This window comes from Kamptonema sp. PCC 6506, assembly GCF_000180455.1.
GTDB classification, from domain to species: domain Bacteria; phylum Cyanobacteriota; class Cyanobacteriia; order Cyanobacteriales; family Microcoleaceae; genus Kamptonema; species Kamptonema formosum.
Map to the genome: position 1 here is coordinate 1 of NZ_CACA01000266.1, position 14,459 is coordinate 14,459.

Annotated in this window: 13 protein-coding genes and 1 CRISPR repeat array; of the genes, 10 read left to right on the forward strand and 3 right to left on the reverse strand. The window is 44.8% G+C overall.

From position 1 onward, the window contains the following. The first annotated feature begins 19 nt into the window (after positions 1-19). From OSCI_RS13840 to OSCI_RS29980, 4 genes are all read left to right on the forward strand, one after another. A complete protein-coding gene (locus OSCI_RS13840; protein ID WP_007355608.1) occupies positions 20-409 on the forward strand; it encodes a hypothetical protein in 390 nt (129 codons plus the stop codon). Then, a complete protein-coding gene (locus OSCI_RS27905) occupies positions 381-1,103 on the forward strand; it encodes a hypothetical protein (RefSeq protein WP_007355609.1) in 723 nt (240 codons plus the stop codon). Before OSCI_RS13840 ends, OSCI_RS27905 begins: the two co-directional genes overlap by 29 nt. Positions 1,104-1,596: 493 nt before the next feature. Beyond that, on the forward strand, positions 1,597-2,058 hold the full coding sequence (gene cas1 / locus OSCI_RS13850) for a CRISPR-associated endonuclease Cas1 (protein ID WP_007355610.1): 462 nt from the start codon (positions 1,597-1,599) through the stop codon (positions 2,056-2,058). A gap of 92 nt (positions 2,059-2,150) precedes the next feature. Then, complete coding sequence (locus OSCI_RS29980; RefSeq protein ID WP_157135565.1) at positions 2,151-2,324, forward strand: hypothetical protein; 174 nt, start codon at positions 2,151-2,153, stop codon at positions 2,322-2,324. Here OSCI_RS29980 and OSCI_RS29985 read toward each other — a convergent pair. Next, positions 2,315-2,476, reverse strand: coding sequence for a hypothetical protein (locus tag OSCI_RS29985; protein WP_007355611.1), 162 nt, complete (start codon positions 2,474-2,476; stop codon positions 2,315-2,317). The genes OSCI_RS29980 and OSCI_RS29985 overlap by 10 nt on opposite strands. A 132-nt stretch (positions 2,477-2,608) precedes the next feature. Between OSCI_RS29985 and OSCI_RS13855 the strand changes: the two genes are divergently transcribed. The 6 genes from OSCI_RS13855 to OSCI_RS13880 all read left to right on the forward strand — a co-directional run bounded on the left by OSCI_RS13855 (position 2,609) and on the right by OSCI_RS13880 (position 9,297). Further along, positions 2,609-3,343 (forward strand): hypothetical protein, encoded by a 735-nt coding sequence (locus OSCI_RS13855; RefSeq protein ID WP_157135566.1) that lies wholly within the window; start codon positions 2,609-2,611, stop codon positions 3,341-3,343. Next, on the forward strand, positions 3,286-4,563 hold the full coding sequence (locus tag OSCI_RS13860) for a hypothetical protein (protein ID WP_157135567.1): 1,278 nt from the start codon (positions 3,286-3,288) through the stop codon (positions 4,561-4,563). Before OSCI_RS13855 ends, OSCI_RS13860 begins: the two co-directional genes overlap by 58 nt. A gap of 127 nt (positions 4,564-4,690) precedes the next feature. After that, positions 4,691-6,508, forward strand: coding sequence for a hypothetical protein (locus tag OSCI_RS13865; protein ID WP_007355614.1), 1,818 nt, complete (start codon positions 4,691-4,693; stop codon positions 6,506-6,508). Beyond that, the gene (locus OSCI_RS13870) at positions 6,505-7,578 is read left to right on the forward strand and encodes a type III-B CRISPR module-associated Cmr3 family protein (protein ID WP_007355615.1); all 1,074 of its coding nucleotides are present in this window, start codon (positions 6,505-6,507) and stop codon (positions 7,576-7,578) included. Before OSCI_RS13865 ends, OSCI_RS13870 begins: the two co-directional genes overlap by 4 nt. A gap of 22 nt (positions 7,579-7,600) precedes the next feature. Continuing rightward, positions 7,601-8,620 carry an RAMP superfamily CRISPR-associated protein gene (locus OSCI_RS13875; protein ID WP_007355616.1) on the forward strand — a complete coding sequence of 340 codons (1,020 nt, stop codon included), beginning with the start codon at positions 7,601-7,603 and terminating at the stop codon, positions 8,618-8,620. Positions 8,621-8,703: 83 nt separating this feature from the next. After that, entirely contained in the window at positions 8,704-9,297 is a 594-nt protein-coding gene (locus tag OSCI_RS13880) for a hypothetical protein (protein WP_007355617.1), read from the forward strand. 241 nt (positions 9,298-9,538) lie between these two features. Here OSCI_RS13880 and OSCI_RS13885 read toward each other — a convergent pair whose 3' ends face one another. Together OSCI_RS13885 and cas1 (OSCI_RS13890) are read right to left on the reverse strand one after the other, a co-directional pair. After that, entirely contained in the window at positions 9,539-11,254 is a 1,716-nt protein-coding gene (locus tag OSCI_RS13885) for an RAMP superfamily CRISPR-associated protein (RefSeq protein ID WP_234708753.1), read from the reverse strand. Between the two features lie 246 nt (positions 11,255-11,500). Then, a CRISPR array of direct repeats spans positions 11,501-12,113; the repeat unit is 35 nt; unit sequence GTTTCAGCACCTTTTCCCTTTAGTAAGGGTCAAAC. A gap of 251 nt (positions 12,114-12,364) precedes the next feature. Beyond that, complete coding sequence (gene cas1, locus OSCI_RS13890; RefSeq protein WP_007355619.1) at positions 12,365-14,368, reverse strand: CRISPR-associated endonuclease Cas1; 2,004 nt, start codon at positions 14,366-14,368, stop codon at positions 12,365-12,367. Positions 14,369-14,459: the final 91 nt, after the last annotated feature.

The following is a 14,459-nucleotide window of genomic DNA, read 5'->3' on the forward strand; positions in this document are numbered from 1 at the left end:
AGATTAGTTCAATTTACAGATGGCAGATAGAGTTAACGTCGATCTCGAAGGAGTGCGGGATGTGCTAGAAGCGTTGGCGGGCGGCGCTTCACTTTCGGCTTTTGGTAGCCAACTGATCAAAGAAGCTCTGTTTGCTCGGTTATACAAGTTGACGATTGCAGAAATTATCGATTTATTAGATCCTGTATCTCTGAGCGTGAAAGCTAACATTGATCGAGATCGAATGTTTGATTTAGCTGTGGGAGAATTTCCTAATAACGCTGAAATTGTAAAATTGGCAAGAGTTTTAAAACAGGTAGGTTTGAACTCAAAAGTTTTAAGCGAAATTAGAGATAGGTCTTTCCCCACTCCCTCAGAATTACCAGAATCGCCGCATTGCCATGAACATGAAGGAGCAAGCTGTGGGTAACTATACTTACGATCAAGCGCTGGCTTTGGCTAAGACAGCTTTTACCAAGGATGCGCTTGTGCTACGGCTGGAACCTCATCCAGACTTAAATGAAATCGTTAATACGCTAGTCGGTTCAGCCAGTGCATTAGCAGCAAGTGCAGCAGCTTGTAAGCGCCAGTGGTGTCGTGTATTTGTTCCAGGGGAATCCGAACCCTATGAAATTCCAGCTATTTGGGCTAATTCTCAGCAGAAAAAAAAGTCCCTCGTTGTCTCATCTCAAACCATCAATTCGGATCTGTTTGCTCAAACTAAGCAGGCTGTTTACGGCTGTGAAAACCCCCAAATTGATTTGCAGTTGTTAAAAATTTTGCAGGGAATGATTGAAAGCTCGCGCCCGATGAGCCTTGTCAGGATGAGGGATGATGCCCAACTTTGGATCAATGCCCCAATGGTGCAATTGCTGGAAACCTCGCCAGTCGAAGCTACAAAAAGGATAATGGCTGATTTTTGGTTGCCAGGAGACCTAGCAAATTTAAAGCAGCAATTAACTCAAGAAGGTCGTTTTAACTATCGGTATCAGGCTGGGTTAAACAAGAATGTCTGGGCTAATTTGGAGGCGAGATTTGAACTGGTTGAATTTGACGATATATGTTACCGATTAGTTACAAATTTCTTTGCCGAGCCTACAAAACGACCAGTGTTAATGGCTTGAGCAGAATTGGCCTTGTTTGAACTGTTTGGAGAAATGAGTCATACAAAGATGCTGAGACCGGGAGTTTTTTTGTTAACTATATAATAGATTATGTGGAATAAAAACACAACTTTTGGTAAAGGAAAGCTAGCATTTATAATTATAAAATAAAGGCGATTGCCTTCTCATCCCTAAAAAGCGCTCGCCATTTTCATGCCAAAAAGGATGCTGCTACAAACTAAGAGCTAAAGGTTGTTCTACTAACTGTTCAATAACTAGCCAGTGACAAAGAGCTTCAATATGCTCATTTATTAATTTTCGATCTTGTATCACTGCAAGACACCTTACTGCAACTCATACACGAACTCATACATCAAAGTTAACAGCTCGAATCCGAACTCATATACCCCTCTGAGAACATAAAAATATAGGCCCCAAAGAAAGCGAGAGAGTTAAACAAACATCTCTCAAACGACCGCTTTGCCCCTACATCAACTTTCATCAGAGGGAAAATATGACCGCAGTCTACATCACTGAACCCGGTTCAATTCTCAGCGTCCAACAGCAGCATTTCCAAATTACTCACAAAGATAACTTGTGTGTAAGCGTACCAGTAAAACAAGTCACTCTCATTACTCTGTTTGACCTTTGCCAACTGTCGCGCCAAGCCGTCAACCTAGTATTATCTCGCAAAATTCCCATCTATTATATCAGCCGCCAAGGGCAAGAATTGGGCTACTGCGAACCCGACTCAAAACGACCAGCCAAATATCGCTCTAAGCAACTAAAACGCCAGCAAGAACACGAATTTGTCCGCGCTTTTGCCGAGAGTATTACCTGGGCAAAAATGCACAACCAAAGCGTTTTGCTCCAGCAATTGCAAGTCAGTGAGTCTGAATTCGAGTCTGAAGTTTACCGCGCTTTTTTCAACCTATTAATGGATGAATTGGCGATGAATAGCATCAGAAGGGCCTGAATACAGAAGCTTGAGAACCCACCGATACAGATATAAAAAAGGTGAAGTTTGGGGTTCTGCGGCTTCGATGGCTCTGAGATTCTATTGGGAATATGAGGGAGAGCAAACCATTTCAATTGAGGAGATTGATTCACATTAGCACCAGTAAATATCTGAGCGGTTTTTACTGTACCTCTTGGTCTCGCAAAGTGCTGTACTGGCGATCGCCTTCTCTGGTAAAGTGCGATCGCTCGATTGAAAACTGTAACAATTTGGCTCAAGGCTGATAACCTCTGCTTTGCTGGGAGGGATACTTCTCTTCTGTCACTAAGCGACAGAAGAGGGGTATAATCGTGGCGGTGGAGAGTTGGCTGTCATTCAACCCTAAAATTGGGGTGCTGCCTGCCAATGTGGGGGCAATCGCCTGCTTGGATGCCAAAAATTAGGATACTTCTCCTTGAAAATACTTTTGTAACTATAGTATCTTTATTCTCTGCAACTTCATCTATAGTTGAACTAGACGCTAATATTTTTGCTGACCAAAATTTTAGAATGGATACAGAGAGAAAAAATGATGTTTGAAACAGCAGTTGTCGATCAGAAAACTTCATTTATCTATTTTGTCTACCCATTCCTATTTGAAGCGTCCGAGTTTGAAGCGCGAGTTAAAGCGATTGATGGCGCTACAGTGTCGGGGGCAAAACGAGATATCCCCCTGTGGGAACCCCATACTTTTCCAACGGATGACTTACTAGCTCACATCGCTAACTACCTTGATACCAACAGGAATCCTCCAACAGTCCGCTACTGGAAACTCAACTACGCTGCGCTGAATACACTCGGCTTTACGAGCAAATTTAACTGGAAACTTCGGTGGGAAACTAAAGGAGAAATACCCTTTACCTTTGGCGAAAAAGGTGAAGGAACTGAAGCAGTGCAACTAATCCTGTTTCAGGTAGGAGTTGGATTTGCCGTTGTGCAGACCCAACCAAAAGATACCAGTAAGGTCAAAGATACCAATAAGGTTAATGATTGGCTAGATTTTCTTCACTTTTTTCGCTTTATTAAAACCCAGAGAAACGTGCGACTGGAGGCAGAGCAGCAAATATGGAATGAAGCGACAAGGCAAAAAACCTGGGAACCCTTTTTCCCTCAACTCTCTCAAGAAGCTAGAACAACACGGCAGTGTTTAAGGAGATCCGCAACCGACTGCTGGCGTTTACAGCATGGGGTTACTTCACCCAAGCAATGCAGCGTGAGCACCACCACCGCTGCTACCGCAAGTGGCAAGAGGTATTTCTGCTAGAGCAGCTTTATCGGGAAGTGAACGACGAAGTGCGGGAAATGCAGGAATATTCGCAGTTGCAGTATTTGCAGCGGCAGGAAGCTGCTCAGAGAGAGCGCGATCGCCAGCGTCTAGAAGAAATACGACAACAAGACGAAGCTGCCAAAGAACGCGATCGCCAACGCCAAGAGGAAATGCGCCGTCAGGATGAAACTGCCAAAGAACGAGAACGTTTGTACTTACTAGCCTTAAGGGAAAAGGAAGAAGCGGATCGAGAGCGCGATCGCATCTCCGTCCTCGCCCTGCGAGAGAAGGAAGAGGCAGACAAGGAGTGGCAGCGTATTTACTCGCAGCAATTGCGGGCGAAAGAAGAGGCAGAGCAAGAGCGCGATCGCCAGCTACAAAATGCCGTCTATATCGCCAGTGCCGGGTTGGGAACTGGAGCAATTGTTGCCTCTAGTGCAGGTTTGATTACTGCAAGCAGTCCCATTACAGTACGCTTGTTGCTGGGGGGTTCGCTACACCCATTTGGGGTAGCCGTTATTTTGAGCTTGCTGGCTGCTGCGGGTGTAGGGGGGGGAGTTTGGGCTTGGAGAAAGGCGCGGCTGCGGATGAGCGATCGCGCTTTCCAGCAAAAGCTGGAGAAGTTTAAGCAGTTGCTTTCTCAAAATCAAGAGCTGTTTTCACCGGACGATCGCGAAAGTTTGGGCGAACTGGTGAAAGCTCAGCCGGACGGGGTTTGCCAACTGTGGGGGGCGATCGCAGATTGGCAGCGGCAGAACCCTTCTCATCCTGCATCTTCACAGATTCTCTGGATACAATCCAAGCCTCCACTGCTATCGACAGCTAAACAGTGGGCGAAGTCCCTCGGTCAGTGGTTGCGTTATCCGTTATTCTTGTTTGTGGATAGCTGCCAGCCGGAGAACTATCAAGAAGAACTGCTCAAAGAGATTAAGCCTCCAACACCTTCAGAGAAGAAGGTGGAAGCTTTTATTCAATTGGTGGGCTGTCGGGATTTGTTGAGTTCTGAAGACTCAAAGAACTTGCAGGAGGAGGCGAGCCATTGGCCTGAAAAGGTGGAGGGTTTGGCTGAGGCGATTGGCAATTGGTGTCAGGTTCCGGGGCGATCGCGGATTTATGAGAAGTTGCTTGAGTTACAAAAGGACAGTATGCGAAATCAAACAAACCGAGGTGAGAAGGATTATAAGGCGAGGTTGCAGGGGGCGATCGACTCGCTGTAACGCCTGGGGACTTTTACTATTTGAAGACCCTGGCTCAATGAAAAGATTTGTTTTCAAGACAGTGCCATAAAATTCTCTCCTCCTCCACGAGAAAAAGATGAAGAGTTAGATTCCTCAAAAGACAAGAATGAAGTTATTAGATAGAAACCATCCGAATTATAAAGACCTTGAAACGAGCCTTGTAAATTTAGATAAGGCAGTGTCTTTGAACTTGAGCGATCGCGATGCAACGGCTACCCCCGACGATTGGCGGATTAAACCGGGTCGAGATATGATTATCGAACGGGTGAGCATTGCTTACTGGAGCGAAAAAGCTTTTCGCGAGCGCAGCCAATGGATGCACTGGAATTTAAGAATAGCAGGTGCATTAGAACTAGCTTTATTTCTGCTATTAGAAAAGCAGGGCAATGGTAATTATCAATGGGAGGAACATAAGCTGATGTTTACCGATACTAAACAGAAAGTACACATTCGTTGTGATATTTCTCAAATTGTCTCTTCACTGCTGGCTAATGGAAAGTATGAATACGATCCTTCTTATTCAGGTTCTCCTATCCCCTTAAAAGCTAACCAGATTACAGGCTCGGAGTGGGCTAATTTTAAAAAGTTTTATATAGACAATTGGAAGCTAGAAGAAAAACCTGAAAAAATCTTGGGATATATAGCAGTCAGAAACCAACTTTATCACAGCTTAATGGGCGATCGAATTGATAGAATGTTAGATAAATGGCTGCGATTTGTAAAAGCCTTGGAGCAAGCTGTTATCAATCATCCTCAGTATAGAAATTTGTTTAACGGTCAAGGATGGCGCGTCATCCACAATGATTGCCAGTATCTCTGGTATGTTTATGCTGAGGAGGTTAAATTAAACATTGAATCGGCTAACCAAGATATTAAGAATTTGCACGAACTGATAGAAAAGCGAAAAGTTAGTCGGCAGTGGAAAGGGACGTGGTGGGGAGGGCGTAGCAGTCCTAGCGATGGTTGTCTGTCTATTTGGCATCCCGGTTTGCGATTAATTTATTGCAATGGAACTTGGGGGATGCGGGACGATCAAATTCAGCAGTGGTGGAATTCTTTAACAGAGGAAAGTGATTTATCGGCCCTTTTTTCTAAGAGCGATCGCCTCAATAGCATCGAATTGGTTAAACGTTTGGCTTCAATTCCTGAAATAATTGAATCCGCCCTCCACAAATTGTGGCGCAAAGCACCACCTCCCTGCCCTTGGGGGACTTTTCCTGACCGTACTGCTGTAGCAGCAACTTGGGTATGTAGTTATCCCCAAGCCAGAGACATCTGGAATCAAAAACTTAGCGCTAAGTTAGAAGACCAATTTAAGTTACCGAGCAAGTCGAAATGGGGCATGAAACTAGCAGATCGCGAGAAGTTTCGGCACCCTCACCTATTGGAGCGGCGGAATGTTGAAGACAACTTTCTCCAAGAGTGGGAAAAAAACGTTCCTCAAACTTGGGGAAGTACCATTGAGTGGACGGTGGGATTGAATGAAGCTTACAAGAAAGCGAAGGAAAGAGGAAAAAATCGCGTCTGTGTGCGGGTCTTATTCAATAGTGGGCAATCTCTGGAGTGGGTCTGCCCTTGGCCGCTCTGGAATTTGCTGATGGCTGCCGAACTCAGAACTCAAGGTGAAACAGAGTTGAACCGCTGGGAAAAGTTGCTGTTTTATTTTGAAAGCGTCCGCTTGCGACAGCAGAATATTTATGCAGTTCAAGAGTTATTGACTATCCTCTGGAAATCAGTGGGTCTTGATAGTTTGACTTGGGATGAGATAGAACAGAACAGCGATCGCCAGCATGAAGAACAAGAAATTGGTAATTGGCAATGGTGGATTAATTGGATTAGCTTGAGGGCTTTTTTAGCGCGACAAGAGCGCGATCGCCAAAATTGGTTACAAAGCTTAGAAAACTTGGGGAGGATACAGCCGTGACGGGATGGTATGCAATTACGCCGCTAGGACCAGTGGCGATCGGTAATTTGACTCCAGTGGGTCAAAATAGCGGTCAAGTTGGCTGTCGTTGGCCTCCCAACGGTCATCAGCTTGCAGCTTGTTTGAACTTGCCCACGCCTAAATACGAACTTAACTGCAAACCTGGCTGCACGTTGTGGGGACCTTTTTGGTATGACGGCAGAGATCCCTATGTTATTCTGCCTCTGCCGGTTTATACAACAGATAGAAGCGCGATAGAAAACGGTCAGGTTCCAGAGGAAATTTACCGCTTGCAGTGGCGCGGAAATCCAGGGCAGGAACATTGGCAAGTGCAGGCCGAACATGAGAGAAGCCAAGAAGATGGAACTGTTGAGATTGTCGGTGGTAGGTATTTAATCGGTGGCAATAGCTTGCAGGATTTCTGGATGAGACAGGAATCTACATCTGCTACTCTGCAAAAGCTACCTTGGGAAACTCTGACTTTAAGCCACAATAGTCGCCAGGATTTTTTAGTCAAAGATGAGGGTGGATTCTTTGCAGAAATGACCACGCTGCTCGCGCCGGGATGGTCAATTTTAGTTAAGGTGATTGGCGATTGGGAACCGCCACCTTACAGCTTTTTGGGAGCCGGCTCAACCCCAGTGGTAATTGAGCCTGTTGAGGGTTTGATGGACGAGTGGCTCGATGGGGGGTATGAGGATGGCAAGGCTGACTACAACGACGCTACCGGCGCTATTTTACTCACGGGCGCACTGTGGCAAAACAAACAGCGCAAAGAGTCAATTCCCTACCCTTATACAGATAGGATTAAAGCCTATGCTGCTGAGTTAGGAGTTCCCTGGCAATCTTGGAAAAAGGTCAAGCACAGTAAGGACACAGAGAGAAAAGTAGCCACGTTGACGCCTGGGGAGTGGATGACTCCCGCTGGTGCTGTTTACTTGTGGGAGGGAAAAGCGCCGGAAGGGCTGCGATCGCAGCCTTTACCGAATCCTTACAATCACCAAGACAACCGCTACCTTTTAGGCTACGGTCATTTGTGGCTTTTTAAGGACAAAGAATTTGAAGGCTAAAGACTCTGAGGAACAGACAAAAATGGCAGAAAATCAAACAGGACTTGAATGGTTAATTTGCAGGGAACCCGTCCACATTGGTGGTGCAGATAGCAGCAGCCGGGGCAACAACAATCCCGTATATCGCTTACCCGATCGCACTCCCGTGATTCCCGGCAGTTCTATCCGGGGTGCCCTGCGAGAGCACGCTCAAACTGATGATGCTTACAACCAATACGTTAGAGATTGGTTTGGCAGCGAAAATCAAGACTCCACCAGACAGGAAAGCGAAAACCAAACAGTGACCGATCCAACTCCGCAGCCGAGCGCTGGTGAAAATCAAGACTCCACCAGACAGGAAAGCAACAAAATGTCTCCTGGCTGCGTCGCCCTCAGTTGGTGCTGGCCGGTGTGGTGGCCCGTCCATGTCTTAGGATATGGCAATTGGTGGGTAAGCTGTCCTGCTTGGCTGAACCGATTTCAGCAGTTCTCTCACCAATCTTCTCTCCCCTTCGGTCGAGATAACGTTTACATTACAGAACCATCTCTCGCGAACGCAAAAAACCTTTACCTGCGCTGGTTAAAATTGAAAAATATCCACCAGCACGAACCAGAAAGCTTGCCTTTACCAATTAATGGCGAGAATTTACCTGATAAAAATCGGCTGATTGTCGTACCGGACGATACTATTAATTTAATTGTAGATATGGGATTGGTACGGCAGCCGAGAGTCAGCCTCAATGATACTCCTGATGAAAAGGGAAGCTTAGTAAAAAATTTGTTTGCTGTTGAAGGGCTACCGCCTGGGGCATTGTTTATGATGGCTTGGACAACTCGCGGCAATAAAGAATTGAATTTGGAACAGTGGCAAAAATTTCTTCGACAAGAGCATTATTTGGGCGGTTTGTGGAGTGTGGGTTACGGTCGTATTTCCATTCAATTTGCTGGGAAGTTGCCAGCAACCTCTGCTGAAGAAACGGCGGCAAATACTGAATCATCGGAAACTTTAACAGCACCTACTGAAGAAATACCAGAAAATAGCCAGTCTAAAAGTGAGGGTTAATGCAATCGTGCAGGACTTCCTAGTGTTGAGTGGCTTTCCATCCTTGAAGCAATCTTTAGCCAATCCCAAATAGGAGTGAATTTATGTCTAACGAGCCAACTGCTGTTAGCTTTTATGAATTAGATAGCAAAGTTTTTGAAGAATTAAATAACATAAAAGACGATATTAAAGATTGGTATGCGGAAGCCAGCACGATTGCTGACTATGTAGCTACTTGGGGGGTTTTGCGCTTCTGGGCGCTCTCAAAATCAACTAAAAGTAAGGGTGGAGAAAACTCGTTAGATGGCAAAAAATATGCTGCCTGGGATGTGGGGCGGAAAGTCTTGTGCCACATTGTTGGCAGTGAGTTGGGAATTAAAGAAGATGATTCCACAGAAACTTTTCGGGCAAAGTTTGATAATGATAAGCTTGACATGAATCAACAAATACTCTTGACTGATTTGCTCCTTGAAATAGCAGATACAGTGCAGTTTTGGGCGGTGCGATTAAAAGAAGTACACGATCTTGAGGAAGCAAAGAATAAGGAAGAGGAAGCCAAGAAGAAAGAAGAGGAAGAAAAAATAAGGAAGAGGCTAAAAAAGACAGTAATACTAAGAAGGAGGATTAAAGAAATCTCTCCCTGTTCAGAGTCCATACAACTCTCCTTATTTCCCCTCCATCAACGCCTGAAACCCTGACCTTGCAAGGTAGCAATTACATTGAGGCTGTTGTACCATTCAGCCATTCTTGCAGCACCTCGCTACCTCATATCAGGTTCGGTCAATGACTCGCAATCGTCATTGCGAGTGGAACGTTCGCGCAGCGTAAGCGTTAGCTTTTAGCAATCACAGAGGCTTGATAGTAGCAGACTCCGCTATCGCAATTATTGACTATTGACTGGATCTGATATCATAGGTATTGATGTTGATAGCTAACAACTTAGGGAGCTTGAGGGCGTACTATTGCATTGAGTCCCCAAATTTTCTCATATCCATTCTTTTGCAGCTCAGTTTCTTCACCTGAGTTAGATACAGTAATCATCTCTTTGTCAAAGACTGAGATTAGAGAAAAGTTTTGATGTTTTCGGACAGCATACCCAGAGGGATGAGTTTTAGAGCTGCCACACCAATCAGGGCGAGGATTTGCACTCGTGCTGCAAACTTGATGCACAATGTCTCGCCATTGCTCCACCTCCCCTCGCCAGATACTATAAATACTACCGGGTTTTGGTCGCGGTTTTTCATGGGGAGTCATACTTTCAGTTCTAGCCAACTCCCGAATTAAGTTATAAATGCACTGAATGCTTTTCCCGATACGCACTTCTGAATTTTCATAAGTCAAGGGCTTGTTGTACTTGCTTGGGGTTACAGTAAATTGGCTACCGCGATAGATATTACCTCTGAAAGTATGGGGCGGTCGTCGCCATCCAGGTCCAAGCCCTCCTAAATAACTAGCAAGTTCCAGAAGCGTGCGAACTAATTCCTCCACTTCTACATTTTCATATTTGGCAGGGTTCCGCCATGCGGCATCGACGACAATCTCCCACGTTTCATCGGCAACCCCTGCCTTGATATTTCTATAGCTTCTCGGATTGCCGGCAATGATTTTTGAGAGGTAACTGGTTAAATGTAACTGTCCTAGACAATTAGTAGCACCAAAAATTTTGTCAGTTAACTTTCTGGCATCACTATCTGATAAGACCAGTAAAGCTATCCTTGTAAAATATCCTCGCAAGCAGGCCCGCAAGACTTGGGGAGTCCAACGATATTTTCCCTCTTGAGTTACTTGAGAGTTTTCTGTTTTATGCTGTTGGATGCAAGGTTTCATCCCTGTTAAATGAATTGTCCATGTTCCTTCTTCAGGGATTGATGTCGCTAAACGCCCAAAACCCGATGCAGTTCCTCTACCAATTCCTTGTTCTTTCAGCATCTCTTTGATACGCTGTTTTAGCCAGTGTTTTCCCTTGGGAGAATTATCTTTGAGTTCTACTTGAATGCAGATAGAATTAGAGGTAGAATTAGAGGGGTCTGTCCCCCTAGCCAGTGCCTTAGAAGAAGTTGTAACTATCGCCCTGTTCTGTGATGGTGGGGGAAATTGAGGCGAAACTTGCCACTGAACGCCTAATTTTTTTCTGCTGTTTTCGTCGTAAAAAAGCTGCCATTCTTGTTGGGGGTTTAGGGGAAAAGGCTGGATGCTATCTTTCAAACTAATATTTTCAAAGCGAATTTTTCGAGGTTGCCATCCTCCGCGACCATCAATTAAGCTTTCCCAAAACTTTCTCTCCTCTCTCTCCTCTGGCGACAAATTCTCAGGCGATACCTTTAAGATTTTTTCTATCCAGCTCAGTAAAGCTCCCCGCAGCGTTGAACCTGGGATGCAGGGGATTCCAGCAATTCGTGCTGGTAAAATATGACCTTCAGGGAAACTGCCGCCACCAATTTGTAGGGGACTAATAACTTGCAAGTCATCAATGCGAAGAGTATAGCTATTGGAAGCTTTTAAGTCATTTGTCCCTTTCCACGCTTCTGTTACTTCTTTCTTTTCCCGTTGACTGCCTTCAACAATGTCTTCAGTTTTTGGCACCCAGCCTTTCTCTTCATTGCCTATTCCTTGAACCTTATACCAATTGGGTAGTTCTGTTGGTAACATTGCCATCTTCTTCTCCGTTTTAAAAAGTGACGACTTAAACTTTAATGAAAAGGTCGCAACAGGGGAGTATAACTTTTAGCTTCGCAACATTCTGATGCCTACCGTTTCAACGCCTTTTCCTTCTTACGAAGGTCGCAACACTCAAATGAAAGAACAGATGAGTAGAGATGATACAGGTTTGTTTCAGCACCTTTTCCTTCTTACGAAGGTCGCAACAATACGGCGCTATCATTACATCTACAACAACGACTGGTTTCAGCACCTTTTCCCTTTAGTAAGGGTCAAACTGGCAAAACTTTTTCTCTTATCATTATTAATATAGTGATGTTTCAGCACCTTTTCCCTTTAGTAAGGGTCAAACACGTGGTGTTGCAGCTCGCAATCAACCCGGCTAATGTTTCAGCACCTTTTCCCTTTAGTAAGGGTCAAACTAGCTTTTGCTTTTGAATTTCTCTAATGCCTGATTAGGTTTCAGCACCTTTTCCCTTTAGTAAGGGTCAAACGACGGCACTCTTTCTTTTGAAGGTGAAGAAGACGAGTTTCAGCACCTTTTCCCTTTAGTAAGGGTCAAACTTTTCCATTATCTTTTTAAGACATTTAGCTCTCATTTGTTTCAGCACCTTTTCCCTTTAGTAAGGGTCAAACCATGACGGGACCCGATGGGGAGGATGGTGTAGTTGAAAGTTTCAGCACCTTTTCCCTTTAGTAAGGGTCAAACCTGGTGGCGCTGCTCCTACTCCTCCGATTTTCACTCCAGTTTCAGCACCTTTTCCCTTTAGTAAGGGTCAAACATTTCTTTCCCACTGAGCAGGGGTGGAAAGCAGTTTCTTGTTTCAGCACCTTTTCCCTTTAGTAAGGGTCAAACCATCAGCTTGTAGAAGCCTGAGTATGAGAGCATCATACACCCATTGATCTGAAGGGGTCAAGTTTCTTCTGCAATAAATGAGTCTACTTCTCAATAAGTCTGCCAAACACAAGCTTGAAAACCTCTTCCAGAGCTTTATCCGAGAGGGTCAACGAAAGAATAAGGATTTCAAACCCTAGCAGACCCCCTCAGATGCTTATCAGTGGCAGTTCATTGATAAACTAAACAAATCAATGAACAGTTAGCAAACACTAGAGCTTCCACAGCATAGGGCGGTACACTTCAACTTCCCCCATCAAACAAGCAATATACTCTCGCACCTGTAGTTCCATACACCGTCTCAAACTGACTTGATACCCTGTATGGGGATGAGTCACCTCAGAAAGTAATTTTTCCTCCCAATGCTTCAGGTACTTCTTTAGGGCATAAGGTTGAAGATAGACACCACCCCGCTCATCTGGCGGTGTAAAATCCTCTAGTACAAAAATCTTAGAATTCACCAAATAAGCCACCAAAGAATCAACAACTTGGGCGCGAAATTCCTCCATCAAATCGCTTACCAACGCTGGATGGTAATCACGGGGAGTGTGTAAATTACCGAAATGCGTGTGCAGCCCTACTGCCTGAACAAACGAGTGAACATTTTGGCTCAAAAGTGTATAACCCAAACTCAACAGGCTATTAATGGGGTCAGTCGGTGGCCGCTTTGTCCGCTTTTCAAATACAAACGACCCAGTAAATAAAGAACCCAACCCCTGAAAGTAGAGACTAGCTGCTTGACCCTCATATCCTCGTAGTGCATCCATTGAGGCAGCTTGATGTAAATCTTCCATTAATTGCAAGATTGCCTCAATTGCTATTGCTGCAATTTTTGACGGTCTGCGTCGATTTAACTTCATCAGTAATGCACGAGAATTATGTAGCTTTGTCCATACAATTACCTCAGCTTGTTGGCGAACAAACTTGGAGCTTTGTGAGCCAATCACTTGCCGTTCCAAATATTCAACCTTTGCCATTCCCTCCGCTTGCAAGCGCCCGAAATAGCGACCCCGTTGAGATAAGTACATAATTGGAATTCGACCGTGCAGAGCCAAACTTACCGCACCATGAGATAAATTGCAACAGCCAAACAAAATGATATGACTCACGCGAGAAGCTGGCACCTTAATCCGCAGCTCCCGTTGATAAAACACCTGAAACTGCTGGTTGTAGATGCTCAGATAAGAGCCTTGATCCGTAACATACAGCGTACTCATAGGTTCCCTCCAAAAATGTTCAGAATTAGCACGGGGAAAAACAATCGGCTTCACAGAAATACTGCAAGCCAAAGGCTTTCCAGAAAATACAGGTACTTTGCGAGTTACCGAGCGAGAGAAAGAGGTTCCCGAAGCCCGTACAACTTTAGTCGTGGGTTGAGTTCTTTCCGGTGCAAAAACCTGTCCATTGCGAAACAGATAGCCGAGAAAAGTAAACTCCTCATCCGGTGCAAAAATCCGCGTCTTTTCTGGCTGAAGCTTTAGATAAAAACTTCCTAGCCAAGAATTAATTTGCTCCAAACAACGATTAGCTTGAATAGAATCTGCACAAGCCACCGCAAAGTCATCACCAAAACGCACTAAATTGAAACCGTGACTCAAACAAAGTCTGTCAAACTCGTTTAAGTACAAATTCGCCAAAGCACCCGAAAGAATTCCTCCCTGCAAAACCCCCTGATTGGGATGAAAATGCTGACCTTTAACAACAATTCCTGACGCAAGATGCTGCTCAATTAACTGCCGCAAAGTCGGCTCAAATTGCAGCTTCTCCAAATCAGTCAACAGCAGCGGCCAGCAAAGATTGTCAAAAAACTTCTCAATATCAGCTTTGATGACCCAAGCCTGCCCGAATTGATAATAGGAATACAGATGTTTAACAGCCATTTGTATTCCCCTACCGGGACGGTAAGCATAGCTGCAATCGAGAAAAACATCCTCCAGCGGCCAATACAGTTCGTCTAGCAAAAAGCGCTGTACAATTCTGTCCCTCACCGTGGGAATGCCAATCAAACGCTTACCACCACTGGCTTTACGCAGATAAAACCCCTTAGCGGGACGGGGAAAATAATTTTCCTGTTGTAATTGCCACAACAAAACCTGCAACTGGTATCGAGCAACACCAGCGAATAAATCAACAGTAATGTTGTCAATACCAGCACTGCGACTGCCTTTGCGGACTTGCAGCCAAGCGGCGTGCAGAGGTTCTGGTGTAAATTCCATCTACTCCCCCAGATTGAGCTTTTGACCTAACAATTTGATTCTGGCAGGAGAGTATTTGAGTTCAGATTTGAGTAATTGACAAACTTATATG